This is a genomic window from Rhizobium sp. SAFR-030 (assembly GCF_059415005.1).
Genome location: NZ_JBPFDO010000007.1, coordinates 1 through 16657 on the forward strand (window position 1 = coordinate 1; position 16657 = coordinate 16657).

Here is a 16657-nt window from a genome sequence, read left to right on the forward strand (position 1 = left end):
TCAGGTTTTCTCCAGAACGAAAGACTTCGTCGCTTGCGGCGCCGCCGCCCTCGTCAGTGATCGGGGTTATAGATCCAGCCGATCGTCAGGTCAACAGTCGATTTTAAAAAACTGTCATTTTTCTCGCCGGGCTTTCTTCCCCGCGGCTCCAGCCGCTATGGTCCAGCCTCTGTTGTCCAGGAGTTCCCGATGCTGCTGCTGTCTGCCGAAGAAACCCGAAAAGCGCTTGCCTTCCCTGCCCTCATCGCCGCTCTCGACGCGATGTTCCGCGGCTCCTGCGTGACGCCCGTGCGTCATCACCATACGATGGAGGTGCCCGGCGAGGCGGCCGCCACCTTGCTGCTGATGCCGGCCTGGGTGCCGGGTGCCTATACCGGGGTGAAACTTCTCAACCTCTTTCCGGACAATCACCAGCGCCAGTTGCCGACCATCTTCGGCCAGTATCTCCTGTCCTCGGCAAAGACCGGCGAAATGCTGGCACTGATCGACGGCGGCGAGCTGACGGCGCGGCGAACCGCCGCCACGTCGGCGCTTGCCGCCGACAAGCTTGCGCGCGCCGATGCGCACACGATGCTGATGGTCGGCACAGGTCGGCTGTCGCTCAATCTGATCGAAGCGCATGCGATCACCCGCCCGCTCGAGCGGTTCTTCATCTGGGGCCGCGATCCCGATAAGGCAAAGGCAATCGCCGCCGAAGCGCAGGCGGCAGGCTTCAACGCGACACAAGTGACGGATCTGAAGGCGGCGGCCGAAGCCGCCGACATCATCTCCTGCGCAACGCTGTCCAGCGAGCCGCTGATCAAGGGCGAATGGCTGAAACCCGGCGCCCATGTCGATCTGGTTGGCGCCTTCAAGCCAAGCATGCGCGAGAGCGACGACGAGGCCGTGCGCCGCGCCAGCGTCTTCGTCGATACGCATGCGGGGGCTCGCACGGAAGGTGGCGACATCGTTCAGCCGCTCACGTCCGGCGTTCTGAAGCCGGACGATATCCTCGCCGACCTCTCCGATCTGGTGGCCGGCCGCCACCCCGGCCGCTCGAGCCTGCAGGAGATCACGCTGTTCAAATCGGTGGGAGCGGCGCTGGAGGATCTTGCCGGCGCCATTCTCGCCTTCGAGACCGTCAACGGCCACGCAACCTGATGAGCGCCGCATCTCCAAGCTTGCAGGAGCTTCCCGACCTGCCCATCCGGGCGGTGCTGCCGGCGCTCGGCGCAGCGCTTGTCAGCGGCAACCGCGCAGTGCTGTCGGCGCCGCCCGGCGCCGGCAAGACGACCCTGGTACCGCTCTATCTTCTTGAGCAATCCTGGTGCAGCGGGCGGATCATTCTCCTTGAGCCGCGGCGGCTGGCAGCCCGGGCAGCGGCGGCGCGGATGGCGTCGCTGGCGAATGAGGCGGTCGGCGAGACGGTCGGTTACCGGATGCGGCTCGACAACAGGATTTCCAAGGCGACGCGAATCGAGGTGGTGACCGAGGGGGTTTTTGCCCGGATGATCCTTGAGGATCCCGAGCTTGCCGGCGTCTCCGCGGTGCTGTTCGACGAGTTTCACGAACGCTCGCTCGACGCCGATTTCGGACTGGCACTGGCCCTCGATGCCCAGGGCGCGCTGCGCGAGGACCTGCGCCTGCTGGTGATGTCGGCAACCCTGGATGTCGAGCGGGTGGCCGCGCTTCTGGGGGATGCGCCGGTAATCGAGAGCGCCGGACGCAGCCATCCGATCGACATCCGCTACAGCGAGCGCACCGCCGGCGATCGGATCGAGGATGCCGTGACGGCTGCGATCCTCAAGGCGCATGCGGCGGAGGACGGATCGATCCTCGCCTTCCTGCCGGGACAGGCCGAGATCCTGCGCACCGTCGAGCGCCTGCAGGGGCGGCTGCCGCCAGACACAGCCATCGCGCCTCTTTACGGAACACTGTCGCAGGCCGACCAGGATCTGGCGATCCGGCCGGCGCCTAAAGGTACCCGCAAGGTGGTGCTGGCGACCTCGATCGCCGAAACGTCGATCACCATCGACGGCGTGCGGATCGTCATCGATAGCGGACTGCAGCGGCTGCCGGTATTCGAGCCGTCAACCGGGATCACGCGGCTGGAGACGGTGCGCGTGTCGCGGGCCTCGGCCGACCAGCGGGCCGGACGCGCCGGGCGAACCGAGCCGGGCATCGCCATCCGACTGTGGCATGCCGGACAGACAGCCGCGCTTGCGCCGTTCACCCCGCCGCAGATCCTCGCCACCGATCTTTCCAGCCTGGCGCTCGACCTCGCCCACTGGGGGGTGCACGATCCTGCCGACCTTGCCTTTCTCGATCCGCCGCCCGGACCGGCACTGACCGAAGCCCGCGCGCTGCTGCGAATGATGGGGGCGCTCGACGATGACGACCGGCTGACCGGCAACGGACGGTTGATGCGCGATCTGGCGCTTCCGCCGCGGCTTGCCGCGATGGCGCTTGCCGGCGCGCTTCGCGGCGAAGCGCGTACCGCCTGCGAACTGGCGGTAATGATGACCGAACAGGGGCTCGGTGGTACGGATATCGACCTCGACCAGCGGCTGCGCGGCTTTCACCAGGCGCGCGGGGAGCGGGCGGAGAAGGCACGCAAACTGGCGGCGCGGCTGGCGCAATCACTGCCGAAAGGCGCTTCCGATTCGGGGCAGCTCGGCTGCGCCGACCTGTTGCTGCACGCCTATCCAGATCGCGTTGCGCTTCAACGGGGCGCTCGCGGGCGTTTCGTGATGGCCAACGGACGGGGCGCCGAATTGCACGAGACGGAACGGCTTTCGGGCGCGCGCATGCTGGTGATCGCCGATCTGACCGGTCGCGCGGCGCAGGCGCGTATCCTCGCCGCCGCCGAGACCGACCGGGCATCCGTGGAGGCCGAACTTGCGCATGCAATGACCGATGGAGCGGAGAGCTATTTCGACCGCCAGAGCCGGCAGGTGCGCGCCCGCCGCGTCGTGCGACTCGGTGCGCTGATCCTCGAGGAGACGCCGCTCCCGCGCCCGACGGGTGCAGCGGCAGCCGAGGGACTGGCGGACGGGGTACGCCAGCTCGGCGTTTCCGCCCTGCCCTTTTCACGCGAGGCAAGGCAGCTGCGCGAGCGCATCGGCTTTCTGCAGCGGACGATCGGAGAGCCGTGGCCGGACATGTCCGACGCGGCTCTGATCGATCAGCTCGACGTCTGGTTCATCCCATTTCAATCCGGCCGCACCAGCTTCGACATGATCGACGCCGGCAGTCTCAGCGACGGACTCGCGTCGCTCGTTCCGCATCAGCTGCGGCAGGACATCCATCGCTTGGCGCCGACCCATTTCGAAGCGCCGACCGGCCAACGGCACCCTATCCTCTACGATGGCGAGGAACCGACCATTCAGATCCGGGTGCAGGAACTGTTCGGGTTGAAGACGCATCCGGCCGTCGCCGGCGGACGGCTGCCGCTGCTGCTGGAGCTGACCTCGCCGGCGCACCGGCCGATCCAGACCACGCGTGACCTACCCGGTTTCTGGGTGGGGTCGTGGAAAGACGTGCGAGCCGACATGCGCGGCCGCTACCCCAAACATCCGTGGCCGGAGGATCCGGCCAATGCGCTGCCCACGCATCGGGCAAAGCCGCGAGGTACCTAGATGAAGGACACGACCGCCGAGACCGCTCCGATCCGGCATGCGCAGTTCGGCCGGTTCAGCCGCAGCATGCGCCTGCAGACCCTGGTGCGGCTGCGCTGGCTGGCGGTTGCCGGCCAGACGATCACCGTCCTGGTCGTCGCGCTGGTGCTGCGTTTTGAGTTGCCGCTGGCCGAGACGGGATTCCTGATCCTCGCCCTGGCGCTCGTCAATCTCGGCCTGTCGCTGAAGTTTCCGCCGACCCACCGGTTGCAACCGGCGGCGGCGCTCAGCCTGCTCGCCTTCGACCTGTTGCAGATGAGCGGCCTGCTGTTCATCACCGGCGGGCTTGCCAATCCGTTTGCGCCGCTGCTTTGCGTGCCGGTGATCATTTCCTTCGCCTCGCTGCCGCTTCGCCACTCGCTGTGCCTGCTGGCCTTCTCGATCGCCTGCACGACGAGCCTCACCCTCTCCTCCTATCCGGTTCCCTGGCATGCGGACCAGATCCCGATCATCTACCCGATCATGCAGCTCGGCATCTGGTGCGCCATCGTCTCGATGATGATGTTTGCCGCCTTCTATGCGTATCGCGTCTCGATGGAGGCAACGCTGCTTGCCGATGCGCTGGCGGCGACCGAACTGGTGCTCGAGCGCGAGAAACACCTGTCACAGCTGGATGGACTGGCGGCAGCTGCAGCGCATGAACTGGGCACGCCGCTTGCGACGATCAGCGTCGTCGCCAAGGAGATGGAGCGCGAGCTCGGCGGTGACGAGCGGTTCCGGGAAGACGTCGCGCTGTTGCGCAGCCAGAGCGAACGATGCCGCGACATATTGAGGCGGCTGACGTCGCTGTCGGCGGACAACGAAGCCCATATGCGCCGCCTGCCGCTGTCCTCGATGATCGAAGAAGTGACCGCGCCGCACCGGCAGTTCGGCATCGACATTCTCCTGGTGGAACAGGGCGAAAAGGCTGCTGAGCCGGTCGGAAGCCGTAATGCGGCAATCCTCTACGGCCTCGGAAACCTCGTCGAGAACGCGGTCGATTTCGCCCGGACGCAGGTCCGGCTGACTGTCGAACACGATGCCGACCGCGTGGCGATCACTGTCGAGGACGACGGCGACGGCTTTGCACCGGATGTTTTATCCCATATCGGAGAACCCTATATATCGACGAGGAGCCGTGAGAGCGAGAATGCCGGCGGGCTGGGGCTTGGGCTGTTTATCGCCAAGACCCTTCTGGAGCGATCCGGCGCCAGCCTGAGTTTCGACAACGGGCAGACCGGAGCCCGGGTGCGGGTCGTCTGGCCGCGTGCCCTGATGGAACTGAGGGACTAGCGGCAGATCCGCCCGGAGCGGGTCGTGCCACGATCACGCGAACGGCATTGGTGGAGATAGTTGATTGTGACAGAGAAGATCGAGCCGAACGCATCCGGCGAAGACCAGGCGCTTGTCGGTCCTGATCCGTCGCTGCTGATCGTCGATGACGACCTGCCGTTCCTCCGGCGGCTGGCGCGGGCCATGGAAAGCCGGGGCTTTGCCGTCGAGATCGCCGAATCGGTGGCGGAAGGCATCGCCAAGTCGAAGGCCCGTCCTCCGAAATATGCCGTGGTCGACCTGCGGCTGGGCGACGGCAACGGTCTCGACGTCATCGAGGCGATCCGCAAGGGACGCGAAGACACCCGGGTCATCGTGCTGACCGGCTACGGCAACATCGCCACCGCCGTCACCGCGGTGAAACTGGGCGCCGTCGACTACCTGTCGAAGCCGGCGGATGCCGACGACGTCTACGCGGCGCTGACGCAGAGGCCAGGCGAGAAGGCGGATGTGCCGGAGAACCCGATGTCGGCGGACCGGGTCCGATGGGAGCATATCCAGCGCGTCTACGAGATGTGCGAACGCAACGTTTCGGAAACCGCCCGCCGCCTCAACATGCACCGCCGGACGCTGCAGCGGATACTCGCCAAGCGCGCGCCGAGATAGGAAGACGACCGGCCTCGCAGCCATCAGCCTTACTCGAACGTCTTGCCGGTCGCCCATTCGGCGGCCAGCAGCCGCTGTGCCGCGACACGGGCGAAGGACAGCGTCATGGCCTTGCGGGCCGGCGGTGCAAGCCGGTTTTCCGGCGCCTCACGCACGACATGCGCACCATAACCATCAGCCAGAAGCAGCCCGCAGTCCTGCGGAAAGATCTCCAGCGGCACGTCCTTGTGGGTAGCGAAAAACAGCCGGTCGCAATAGGTCCGGTAATCCGGCCATTTGCGGTCTACCCGGAAATCCTCGATCGATGTCTTGATCTCGACGATCCAGATCTCGCCCTTCGCCGTGACGCTGACGAGATCGGCCCGCCGGCCATTGGCGAGCGTCAGCTCCGGCAGCAACGCGTGGCGCAGGTCGTTGAACAGGATCTGGACGCCGCGACGCACCATCATCGCCCTCGCCGATTGGCGTCCGTCGATCAACGGGTTGTTCGAGTTCATGTTGAGCAGGGTCATGGAAAGTCTTCTTCAAGCTCGGGAATGTTGCAAAAAGGCAATGGCGTTTTCAATTGTGCGGGCGCGAAGGATTGGCGGCACGGCATGCCTTGCCAAGGGTCACCTAATCGAAAATAACCCTTTCAAGAGAGATGGGTCGACCCATCCCTGCTTTCACCCCTGTCCCAAGAGAAATCCATGCGCATCCGCAACAGCATGATCGCGTCCGGCCTGATGGCGATGTTCGCCCTGGCCGGCTGCTCCACGACGCCTGAGCCGAAGATCGCCTTCGTCCGGACCGAGACGAACGCCATCTTCAGCGATTCCTACGGTGCCGTCACCGACTCCGGCTATGCCCTGCCGGCGATCCCGATCAACCGGGTGGACAAGAAGTTCCACCGTCAGATCGTCGACTTCGACACCAAGGAACGGCCGGGCACGGTCATCGTCAACACGCGCGAGCGCTTCCTCTATTACATCCTGCCGAACGGCAAGGCAGTGCGCTACGGCATCGGCGTCGGCAAGCAGGGCTTTGCCTGGGCCGGCGAAGCCTATGTGGCCTGGAAGCAGGAATGGCCGACCTGGCACCCGCCGAAGGAGATGGCAGCACGCCGTCCGGACGTCGCGCGCTACGTCGAGGAAGGCATGGGCCCCGGTGTCAGCAATCCTCTCGGCGCCCGCGCCATGTACCTGTTCAACGAGAAGGGCCAGGATACGCTCTTCCGCCTGCACGGCACGCCGGAATGGGCTTCGATCGGCACCGCGGCATCCTCAGGCTGCATCCGCCTGATGAACCAGGACGTCATCGACCTCTACAGCCGGGTGCGCCCGGGCCGGTCGACAAAGGTCGTCGTCATCCAATAGGATCGATCACTTGAGCAATCGAAACGGCGCGCTTGACGCGCCGTTTTCGTATGCGCTCGACGAAGACAGCAGGAGGCAGACATGACATTCGCAACCGAGAGCAAGGGCGTCTACGCCATCGCCACCACGCCGTTCCAGGAGAACGGCAGCCTCGATCACCCGTCGATCGACAGGCTGACCGACTTCTACCAGGAGAGTGGCTGCACCGGCATCACCATCCTCGGCATCATGGGCGAGGCCCCCAAGCTCGAGCCCTCCGAATCGCGGGCGATCATCCGCCAGGTCGTCGAGCGGGCGACCGTACCGGTCATCGTCGGCGTCTCCGCGCCCGGCTTTGCTGCCATGCGCTCGCTGGCACGCGATGCCATGGACATGGGCGCTGCCGGCGTGATGATCGCGCCAACGCCTGCCCTGCGCACCGACGAACAGATCATCGGCTATTTTGCCCAGGCCGTCGAAGCGGTGGGCAGTGATGTCCCGTTCGTGCTGCAGGACTATCCGCTGACGCTCTCGGTCGTGATGTCGGCCGGCGTGATTGCCCGGATCATCAACGACCACCCGTCCTGCCTGATGCTGAAGCACGAAGATTGGCCGGGGCTTGAAAAGATTTCGAAGCTGCGTGCCATGCAGGCCAAGGGTGAGCTGCGCCCGGTGTCGATCCTTTGCGGCAATGGCGGCATGTTCCTCGACTTCGAGCCGGAACGCGGCGCCGATGGTGCGATGACCGGCTATGGCTTTCCAGACATGCTGGTCGAACTGGTGGGTCTGCATGCGGCGGGTCGGCGCGACGAGGCGCACGACCTGTTCGATGCACATCTGCCGCTGATCCGTTACGAGCAGCAGTTGGGCGTCGGGCTTGCAGTGCGCAAACACGTGTTGATGCGCCGCGGCGTGATCGCCTGCGACGCGCAGCGAAAGCCGGCGAGTGCCTTGACAGCAACCGCCCGAGCCGAGGTGGACTACCTGCTGGCGCGGCTGGCGCTGAAGGACAAGCGCGCGGCATTCTGACGCGACGACCGCCGCTTAAGCAGCGGCGGTTTTCGCCTTTGCCTCGATCCGCCGACGATGCAGGACCGGCTCGGTATAGCCATTCGGCTGTTCGCGCCCCTTCAACACCAGATCGAGTGCAGCCTGGAAGGCGACCGACTGGTCGAAGCGCCCGGCCATCGGTTGATAAAGCGGATCGCCGGCATTCTGGCCGTCGACGATCGCGGCCATCCGCTTCATGGTATCCACCACCTGAGCTTCGGTGACGAGGCCATGGTGGAGCCAGTTGGCCATGTGCTGGGCGGAAATCCGCAATGTTGCCCGATCCTCCATCAAGCCGATATTGTTGATGTCCGGCACCTTCGAGCAGCCGACGCCCTGGTCGATCCAGCGCACGACATAGCCGAGAATGCCCTGGGCATTGTTGTCGAGCTCGCGCTGCACCTCGTCGGCCGTCCAGTTCGGCCGTGACGCAACGGGCACCGACAGGATGTCCGACAGCTTTGCCCGGCCGCGGCTCTTCAGGCTGTCCTGAACCTCGGCAACGTTGACCTTGTGATAATGCGTGGCATGCAGCGTGGCAGCGGTCGGCGACGGCACCCAGGCGGTGTTGGCGCCGGCCTTGGGATGGGCAATCTTCTGCTCCAGCATGGCCGCCATCAGATCGGGCATTGCCCACATGCCCTTGCCGATCTGGGCATGGCCGCTGAGGCCGCAGGCAAGACCGATATCAACGTTCCAGTTCTCGTAGGCAGAAATCCAGGGCGCCTGCTTCATGTCGCCCTTGCGGATCATCGGACCGGCTTCCATCGACGTGTGGATCTCGTCGCCGGTTCGATCGAGGAAGCCCGTGTTGATGAAGACGACGCGCTCGCGAGCAGCCCGGATGCACTCCTTGAGATTGATGGTGGTGCGTCGTTCCTCGTCCATAATGCCCATCTTGATGGCATTGGCAGGCAGGCCAAGCGCTTCCTCGACGCGGGAGAAGATCTCGCAGGCGAAGGCGACCTCCTCGGGGCCGTGCATCTTCGGCTTCACCACGTACATGGACCCGAGACGCGAATTCTGGCGGCGCCCGTCCGGGCCGATATCGCGCAGCGCGATCAGCGCCGTGATCATGGCGTCCATGATGCCTTCCGGCGCCTCGCGGCCGTCGCGATCGAGGATGGCCGGATTGGTCATCAGATGCCCGACGTTGCGCACCAGCATCAGCGAGCGGGCGTGCACTTCAAGCGGCGAACCGTCCGGCGCCGTATAGGCCATGTCCGGATTGAGGGTACGGGTGAAGGTCTTGCCGCCCTTGGCAACCTCCTCCTGAAGGTCGCCGCGCATCAGGCCGAGCCAGTTGCGGTAAACCACGACCTTGTCCTCGGCATCCACTGCCGCGACAGAATCCTCGCAGTCCATGATCGTGGTGATCGCCGATTCAAGCCAAACGTCCGAGATATCCGCCGGGTCGCTGCTGCCGATCGCGGTCGAGCCATCGATGCGGATCTCGACGTGCAGGCCGTTGCGGCGAAGCAGAACATGGGTCGGCGCGTCGGCCTCGCCGCGGTAGCCGGCAAACTGTGCCGGGTCGGCAAGCGCCGTCGGCTTTTCGCCGATGAACACGACAAGTGCGCCATCCACGACGGCAAGCTTCGTCGCCGCCTGCCAGCCCGCCTCGGCCAGAGGCGCCGATTCGTCGAGAAAGCCGCGCACCCAGGCGATGACCCTGGCCCCACGGACGGGATTGTAGCCGCTGCCCTTTTCCGCTCCGTCGCTCTCGGCGATGGCGTCGGTTCCGTAGAGTGCATCGTAGAGCGAGCCCCAGCGCGCGTTTGCCGCATTCAGCGCATAGCGGGCGTTCATCACCGGCACCACCAGCTGCGGTCCGGCCAGCTCGGAAATCTCCGGATCGACGTTTTCCGTTGCTACCTGGAAATCCGGCCCTTCGGGAAGCAGATAGCCGATCCCGCGCAGGAAGGCCTCGTATTCAGCCATGTCGCTTGGGGCGCCGTTCTTCCGATACCAGTCGTCCAGCTGTCCCTGCATCTGGTCGCGGACGGCGAGGAGCGCGCGGTTCTTGGGCGCCAGATCGTGAAGGAGGGAGGAAAACTGCGCAAAAAAATGATCCGGCTCTATGCCGCTGCCGGGCAGCGCCTCGTCCACCAGAAAGCTGTGCAGCGCCTCGTCGATCGCCAAGCCATTTCGTTCGATGCGGCTCATCCGGTTTCTCCCTGTCTTGTCAGACAGCGGTTTTTGCGCGCTGCGAGGCCTTAGTCAATGCAGCATCGATGATGAAGGGAGAGAGCCGGCCGTTTCAATGGCGCGGCGTCACGCGCATCGGCAGACCGTCTCGCGGCTGGGTCGTCAGCCGCTGCACCGGCCAAGGCTTGCTGCCAGGCAGAGCATCGAAGCGGTAGCGGGACATCAGAACCCCAAGCGCAATCACCGCTTCCTGCATAGCAAAGGTGGCGCCGATACAGATGCGCGGTCCGGCGCCGAATGGCAGGTACTGGAAGCGATCGATCTTGCCGCGGTTTTCAGGCAAAAATCGCTCCGGCATGAAGGCCCTCGGTTTCTCCCAGTACAGCTGGTGCCGATGCAGCGTCCACGGCATCACCAGGGCGGTTGTCCCGGCAGCAATCCGTACCGTCTTTCCCTCGGGGCTCGTCCAGCTGTCGTCGCCGATCGCTTCGCGGTTGATGGATGGCGCCGGCGGGTAGAGCCGCATGCCCTCCTCGAAAGCCGCTCGAACGAACGGCATCCGCTCAAGCCAATCGACCGGTTCGGCACCGGAGCCCAGCACTGCATCGATCTCGCGCTCCATCGCGTCTCTGATGTGCGGGGAATTCGCAACGCAGTAGAGCGTCCAGGCGAGCGCCCTCGCCGTCGTCTCGTGGCCGGCACCGATGAAGGTGAGGATGTTGTCCTCAATTTCATCGAGGGTGAGCCCGTCCGGCCCTTCGAGCTCCAGCAGCAGGGTGAGGAAATCTTCCGGCGTGCCGGCCCGATCGTCCTTCATCCTCGCCCGGCGTTTCTCGATGGTCTGGCGCACGACGCCGCGGAACTGGCTCATCACCTTGGAACCGCCGATCCGTCGCAAGCGCGGCACCCAGGACGGCGCCCGCAGCATGTCCATCGGGTCGACCCTGCCCATCCGGTGCAGCAGTGCATCCACATCGTCGGAAAAGTTGTCGCTCGTGGTGACCACGTCGCCGGAGAACAGGGTTTCCGACAGGATGGCGAAGGCGATCTCGGTCATGTCGACGGAGATGTCCTCCACCCGCCCATGCGGGCCGATGTCTGCATATTTCTCGGTGTATTCGGTCGCCTTCTCCAGCATCTTGCCGGCGAAACCCTTGGCGTGCCGCGGCGTGAAGACCGGCGCCATCGCCTTGCGCGAGCGCTTCCACACCGGCCCTTCGGCGGTCAGCAGTCCATCCCGCAGGATCGGCCGCAGGATCAGCTGGCGAACCTCCGCCATCTTGTAGTTTGACGCGTTGTCGACCAGGACATGGCGGATGAGACCGGGGTGATTGATGATGATCGTGCGTTCGGAGAAGAACTTCGTCTCGATCCACGGCAGCGTGTAGGAAGGCTCGCCCCAAAGCTCCAACGGATTGCGCAGAACCGTTCGGATGATCTCGAGACGGCTCGGGATGTGCGTCCGCGGAATGGGTGCCGGCGGCTCGAACGGTTCAGGTCGCATGTCCATGGCCTGTTCTCCTTGGGAACGGATCACAAGCACCGCATATCGGTCTTCAGAGCAGCGATTTCAATTCGTTCAACTTATCGTTGATCAGCCAGCCGTAATAGTTCTCTTCCGGCCAGGAGCGACCGCTCGAGGCCAGCGCCGACGCCCGCTGCGCCGAATTGCCGATGTTGTAAAGCGTGGCGGTGATGCCGGGGTTGCGCGAGATGTCCATTCCGGCAATCTCCGCATAGTCGTCGATCGACCGGCGGATCACCGCCGCGATATAGGCTAGCGACTTGTCGGGATCCATGATCGCCTTATAGACGTCCGACGCATCGGAGGGATCAAGCTTGGGGTAGCCGGATCGGCGCGCCACCATGTCCGATTGCATGAGAGCCGTCAGCGGATTGATCTGACCGAGACCAAACGTCTGGCCGGCGAAGAAAGGCTGGAAGAACACGGCGCTGAACCGGTTGTCAGGGTAGCCAACGCCACCCACGGTATTGCCGCGGAAGACGCGGTCCCACACCCCTTCGCGGCACGTCCACAGCCGGTAGCTGTCGTTGAAGCCCGAGCACTTCGAGAACTCCGGACGTGCGACGAAGTCGCCGATGTTCTCGTTCTTGTAGCCGAAGCGGAAGTTATCCCCGGCATAGGCCGCGGCCTTGACGTAGTAGGACTGCAGTCGGTCGTAGGCATCGACATTGTATGTGTGTTCGCCAACGATGGCCCCGATCATGTGGATGGGGTCGATATCGTACTGGCGTGCCGTCTGCTTGATCTTGCCGATCAGCGTCTTGTCGCTGGCCAGGAGATCGCGGATTTTCTCGTATTTGTCGTCGAAGGTGGTGCGGCCAGCCTTCGTACGGCGAACCGAAGCGCCCGGTACCTTTGGCTGCTCGGCATTGCGGTTGCCCGGCGGGACGACGGACAGGCCACCGGCGAGCGCCGCCGGCGCGCTCCAGGCAACAATCATCAGCACTGCCAGAATGAACCGTCGCAAATCCCGCATCCCAGGAAAGATTAGTTGAGCCCGTTCAGGCCTACGCGATGCGCCGGCGAATCACCGCACGGTATCGCGCGCACGTTGTCGGGCTCCATTACTGAGAGAGATGGCGCGGAGTCGAGTCCGCGCCTTTCACTTTCCCGTCACACGCTGCTCCGTGGGTGGCGGCAGTTGCTCTGCCGCCACGATCGGACCGCAACTCAGAGGATATAGCGCGACAGATCGGTGTCGGCAGCAATATCCCCCACATGCTTGCGCACGTATTCCGAATCGATGGTGACCGCTGACCCCGGCCGGTCCGGTGCATGGAACGAGATCTCGTCGAGCACCCGTTCCATCACTGTCTGCAGCCGCCGCGCGCCGATATTCTCGACCGACGAGTTCAGGTGCACCGCGACATCGGCCAGCGCATCGATCGCATCCTCGGTAAAATCGAGTGTCAGCTGCTCGGTTTCCATCAGCGCCTTGTACTGGCGGATGAGGCTGGCCTCGGTCTCTGTGAGGATCCTGCGGAAGTCCTCCTTCGACAGCGGCTTCAGCTCGACGCGGATCGGCAAGCGGCCCTGCAGTTCGGGCAGCAGATCCGACGGCTTCGACACATGGAACGCACCGGATGCGATGAACAGGATATGATCCGTCTTCACCGGGCCGTACTTGGTCGAGACCGTCGTGCCTTCGACAAGCGGCAGCAGGTCACGCTGCACGCCTTCGCGGGAAACACCTGCCCCCATCCCGCCGTCTCGCGCGGCGATCTTGTCGATCTCGTCGAGGAAGACGATGCCGTCGTTCTCGACGGAACGCACGGCTTCGCGCTGGATAACCTCGTTGTCGATCAGCTTGTCGCTCTCGTCGCGGATCAGTTCGCCGTAGGACTTGGAGACGGTCGTCTTCACCTTCTTGGTCCGGCCGCCCATGGCCTTGCCGAACATCTCCGACAGGTTCAGGACGCCGATGTTGGCGCCCGGCATTCCGGGGATCTCGAAGCCGGGCATGCCGGAGCCGCTGTCGGCAACCTCGATGTCGATCTCCTTGTCGTCCATCTCGCCGTTGCGCAGCTTCTTGCGGAATGTTTCGCGCGTGGCCGGCGATGCGGTCGAGCCGACAAGCGCATCCAGCACCCTTTCCTCGGCGCTCTGGTGCGCCTTCGCTTGAACCTCTGCGCGCTTCTTGTCGCGCACCAGGCCGATGCCGATCTCGACCAGATCGCGGATGATCTGTTCGACGTCGCGGCCGACATAGCCGACTTCGGTGAACTTGGTCGCCTCGACCTTGATGAATGGCGCACCGGCAAGCTTGGCCAGCCGGCGGGAGATTTCCGTCTTGCCGACGCCGGTCGGGCCGATCATCAGGATGTTCTTCGGCATCACCTCGTCGCGCAGGCTGTCGTCGAGCTGCTGGCGGCGCCAGCGGTTGCGCAGGGCGATCGCCACAGCGCGTTTCGCGTCATTCTGGCCGATGATGTGCCGGTCCAGCTCGGACACGATCTCGCGGGGGGAAAACGTTGTCATGACTTCCTTTCAGGCGTCCCTGCCCGGCCGGCTGAAAGCCCGGCCACAGGGCCCTATTCCGTTCGTAAGGTTACTCTGAATCCAGCGTCTCGACGACGAGATTGTGGTTCGTGTAGACGCAGATCTCAGCGGCGATATCGAGTGCCTGGCGGGCGATGTCTTCGGCCGACTTGTCGGTATCCATCAAGGCACGGGCGGCCGCATAGGCATAGTTTCCGCCGGAGCCGATGGCGATCGTGCCATGCTCGGGCTCAAGAACATCGCCGTTGCCGGTGACCGCAAGGGTAATGCTCTTGTCGGCGACCAGCATCATGGCCTCCAGATTGCGCAGGTACTTGTCGGTCCGCCAGTCCTTGGCGAGCTCGACGGCAGCGCGCATCAGCTGGCCCGGATACTGTTCGAGTTTCTTTTCAAGGCGGTCGAGCAGCGTGAAGGCATCTGCCGTCGCACCAGCGAAGCCCGCGATCACCTCGCCCTTGCCGATGCGGCGCACCTTGCGCGCATTGCCCTTCATCACGGTCTGACCCAGGCTTACCTGGCCGTCTCCGGCCATGATGACCTTGCCGCCTTTCCGTACGGTAATGATTGTCGTCATGCTTCACATCCTGTGGCCCGCGGGACGGGCCCTCTAGACGCCGGCTCATTCCGGCTGTTGCGCCTCATGTAAGTGGTGCTTTCCCGATTGCAAACGGCCACGAAAACCGAACCTCGCCGCGGCCGGAATCGTTTGCACCATCGTAACGTGGCTGATAAGCAGCGCTGATTGACAGGAAGAACCCGTAAACCCGGTGGGTAAGATGACCGAACGCCGCGCCTCCATCTCGCGCAAGACGAACGAGACGTCGATCTCCGTCACCGTCGATCTCGACGGGACCGGAACCTCGAAGATCTCGACCGGCATCGGCTTCTTCGACCACATGCTCGAGCAACTGTCCCGGCATTCGCTGATCGACATGGAGATCGACTGCCAGGGCGACCTGCACATCGACGATCATCATTCGGTCGAGGATACCGGGATTGCCATCGGCCAGGCGATCGCCAAGGCGCTGGGCGACCGGCGCGGCATCACCCGCTACGCGTCACTCGATCTTGCCATGGACGAAACCATGACCAAGGCTGCCGTCGACCTTTCCGGGCGGCCTTTCCTGGTCTGGAACGTCGTGTTCAGCGCGCCCAAGGTCGGCACCTTCGACACCGAACTGGTGCGGGAATTCTTCCAGGCGCTGGCCCAGAACGCCGGCATTACGCTGCATGTGCAGAACCATTACGGCGCCAACAACCATCACATCGCCGAGACCTGCTTCAAGGCCGTAGCGCGGGTCCTGCGCACGGCGACGGAGATCGATCCGCGCCAGGCGGGACGTGTCCCTTCCACCAAAGGCACATTGGTCTGACGCCAGTCAGGAGACCTTTTGATCAGCTATCTCATTCTGACGCCGCCGGGCGGACCGGATCGCGATCACCGGACGACCCGTTTCGTCGCCGATCGTTTCGCATGGCTGGCGTTCGTCTTCCCGGGTCTGTGGCTGCTCTTCCATCGCTGCTGGTTGATCGGCGTCGCTACCCTCATTGCCCAGGTCGGCGCCGGCTGGCTGACCAATCTGTCGGGCCTGTTCTGGGCCGGCACCCTGGCGCAACTGGCGATCGGCCTCTTGATCGGCCTTGAGGGTCGTCACATCTACATCTCGACGCTGATCCGCCACGGCTGGATGCTGTCAGACGTCGTCAGCGCACCGGATCTGTCGACGGCCGAAGCCTTCTATTTCTCGAGTGCCGCCGGCGACGTTGCTCCCGCGACCGTGCCGACGACGGATTGGTCGAAATTTTCCGCACCCGCGGGCGCGCCTGCTCGCGGCGGCCCGGCGCTCGGGTTGTTCGACATCGCTGGAGGGCGCTGATGCGCGTTGCAATCATCGACTACGGATCAGGCAATCTTCGCTCGGCCACAAAAGCCTTCGAGCGGGCCGCGCGCGAGGCGGGGCTGGATGCGCAGATCGACCTGACGGACAGCCCCGACGTGGTGGCTGCCGCCGATCGCGTCGTGCTGCCAGGTGTCGGTGCCTACGCCGACTGCCGCCGCGGGCTTGCCGCGGTCGCCGGCATGGAGGATGCGCTGCTGGACGTCGTCGAGAACAAGGGGCGTCCGTTCTTCGGCATCTGCGTCGGCATGCAGTTGATGGCATCGCGCGGGCTGGAGAAGGAGATCACTAAAGGCTTTGGCTGGATCCCCGGCGACGTGAAGGAGATGACGCCGTCCGATCCGACCCTGAAGATCCCGCAGATCGGCTGGAATACGCTGACGCTGAACCGCGCCCACCCGCTGTTCGACGGCATCCCCACGGGACCGGACGGGCTGCACGCCTATTTCGTGCATTCCTATCACCTCGCCGCCGAACAGGCCGACGACGTGCTGGCGACGACGGATTACGGCGGGCCGATGACGGCTTTCGTGGCGCGTGGCAATACCGCCGGCGCGCAGTTCCACCCGGAAAAGAGCCAGACGCTCGGCCTCGCCCTCATCTCCAACTTCCTGCGCTGGAAGCCCTGAC

Annotated in this window: 15 protein-coding genes; 9 read left to right on the top strand and 6 right to left on the bottom strand. The window is 64.4% G+C overall.

The window, feature by feature from the left end; genetic code table 11:
• The first annotated feature begins 189 nt into the window (after window positions 1-189).
• The 4 genes from lhpI to ACR65N_RS19765 all read left to right on the top strand — a co-directional run bounded on the left by lhpI (window position 190) and on the right by ACR65N_RS19765 (window position 5573).
• On the top strand, window positions 190-1140 hold the full coding sequence (gene lhpI / locus ACR65N_RS19750) for a bifunctional Delta(1)-pyrroline-2-carboxylate/Delta(1)-piperideine-2-carboxylate reductase (protein ID WP_440458395.1): 951 nt from the start codon (window positions 190-192) through the stop codon (window positions 1138-1140).
• Window positions 1140-3617 carry an ATP-dependent helicase HrpB gene (gene hrpB, locus ACR65N_RS19755; protein ID WP_440458396.1) on the top strand — a complete coding sequence of 826 codons (2478 nt, stop codon included), beginning with the start codon at window positions 1140-1142 and terminating at the stop codon, window positions 3615-3617. Before lhpI ends, hrpB begins: the two co-directional genes overlap by 1 nt.
• The gene (locus ACR65N_RS19760) at window positions 3618-4928 is read left to right on the top strand and encodes an ActS/PrrB/RegB family redox-sensitive histidine kinase (protein ID WP_440458397.1); all 1311 of its coding nucleotides are present in this window, start codon (window positions 3618-3620) and stop codon (window positions 4926-4928) included. It begins immediately after the preceding gene.
• A 66-nt stretch (window positions 4929-4994) separates the two neighbouring features.
• The gene (locus tag ACR65N_RS19765; RefSeq protein ID WP_440458398.1) at window positions 4995-5573 is read left to right on the top strand and encodes an ActR/PrrA/RegA family redox response regulator transcription factor; all 579 of its coding nucleotides are present in this window, start codon (window positions 4995-4997) and stop codon (window positions 5571-5573) included.
• A 29-nt stretch (window positions 5574-5602) separates the two neighbouring features.
• On the opposite strand, the gene ACR65N_RS19770 is transcribed toward ACR65N_RS19765, so the two are convergent.
• Window positions 5603-6085, bottom strand: coding sequence for an MmcB family DNA repair protein (locus ACR65N_RS19770; RefSeq protein WP_440458399.1), 483 nt, complete (start codon window positions 6083-6085; stop codon window positions 5603-5605).
• 177 nt (window positions 6086-6262) lie between these two features.
• Here ACR65N_RS19770 and ACR65N_RS19775 point away from each other — a divergent pair, with 177 nt between their 5' ends.
• Both ACR65N_RS19775 and ACR65N_RS19780 read left to right on the top strand, forming a co-directional pair.
• Entirely contained in the window at window positions 6263-6928 is a 666-nt protein-coding gene (locus ACR65N_RS19775) for a L,D-transpeptidase (RefSeq protein ID WP_430307772.1), read from the top strand.
• A gap of 81 nt (window positions 6929-7009) precedes the next feature.
• Window positions 7010-7936: a dihydrodipicolinate synthase family protein gene (locus tag ACR65N_RS19780; RefSeq protein WP_440458400.1), complete on the top strand. Its 927-nt coding sequence runs from the start codon at window positions 7010-7012 to the stop codon at window positions 7934-7936.
• Window positions 7937-7951: 15 nt separating this feature from the next.
• Here ACR65N_RS19780 and ACR65N_RS19785 read toward each other — a convergent pair whose 3' ends face one another.
• From ACR65N_RS19785 to hslV, 5 genes are all read right to left on the bottom strand, one after another.
• The gene (locus tag ACR65N_RS19785) at window positions 7952-10123 is read right to left on the bottom strand and encodes a malate synthase G (RefSeq protein WP_440458401.1); all 2172 of its coding nucleotides are present in this window, start codon (window positions 10121-10123) and stop codon (window positions 7952-7954) included.
• Between the two features lie 94 nt (window positions 10124-10217).
• Window positions 10218-11615, bottom strand: a complete 1398-nt coding sequence (locus tag ACR65N_RS19790) for a cytochrome P450 (RefSeq protein ID WP_430307775.1) — start codon at window positions 11613-11615, stop codon at window positions 10218-10220.
• 46 nt (window positions 11616-11661) lie between these two features.
• Entirely contained in the window at window positions 11662-12597 is a 936-nt protein-coding gene (locus ACR65N_RS19795) for a DUF1402 family protein (RefSeq protein WP_440458402.1), read from the bottom strand.
• A gap of 203 nt (window positions 12598-12800) precedes the next feature.
• A complete protein-coding gene (hslU, locus tag ACR65N_RS19800) occupies window positions 12801-14108 on the bottom strand; it encodes an ATP-dependent protease ATPase subunit HslU (protein WP_430307777.1) in 1308 nt (435 codons plus the stop codon).
• Between the two features lie 70 nt (window positions 14109-14178).
• Window positions 14179-14703, bottom strand: a complete 525-nt coding sequence (hslV, locus tag ACR65N_RS19805) for an ATP-dependent protease subunit HslV (protein WP_440458403.1) — start codon at window positions 14701-14703, stop codon at window positions 14179-14181.
• 202 nt (window positions 14704-14905) lie between these two features.
• Here hslV and hisB point away from each other — a divergent pair, with 202 nt between their 5' ends.
• Genes hisB through hisH form a run of 3 tightly spaced genes read left to right on the top strand, consistent with a single transcriptional unit; the run spans window position 14906 to window position 16656 of the window.
• Window positions 14906-15502, top strand: coding sequence for an imidazoleglycerol-phosphate dehydratase HisB (gene hisB / locus ACR65N_RS19810; RefSeq protein ID WP_440458404.1), 597 nt, complete (start codon window positions 14906-14908; stop codon window positions 15500-15502).
• 18 nt (window positions 15503-15520) lie between these two features.
• Window positions 15521-16006 carry a DUF2628 domain-containing protein gene (locus ACR65N_RS19815; RefSeq protein WP_440458405.1) on the top strand — a complete coding sequence of 162 codons (486 nt, stop codon included), beginning with the start codon at window positions 15521-15523 and terminating at the stop codon, window positions 16004-16006.
• Window positions 16006-16656 (top strand): imidazole glycerol phosphate synthase subunit HisH, encoded by a 651-nt coding sequence (hisH, locus tag ACR65N_RS19820; protein WP_440458406.1) that lies wholly within the window; start codon window positions 16006-16008, stop codon window positions 16654-16656. The genes ACR65N_RS19815 and hisH overlap by 1 nt, the downstream gene beginning before the upstream one ends.
• Window position 16657 lies beyond the last annotated feature (1 nt).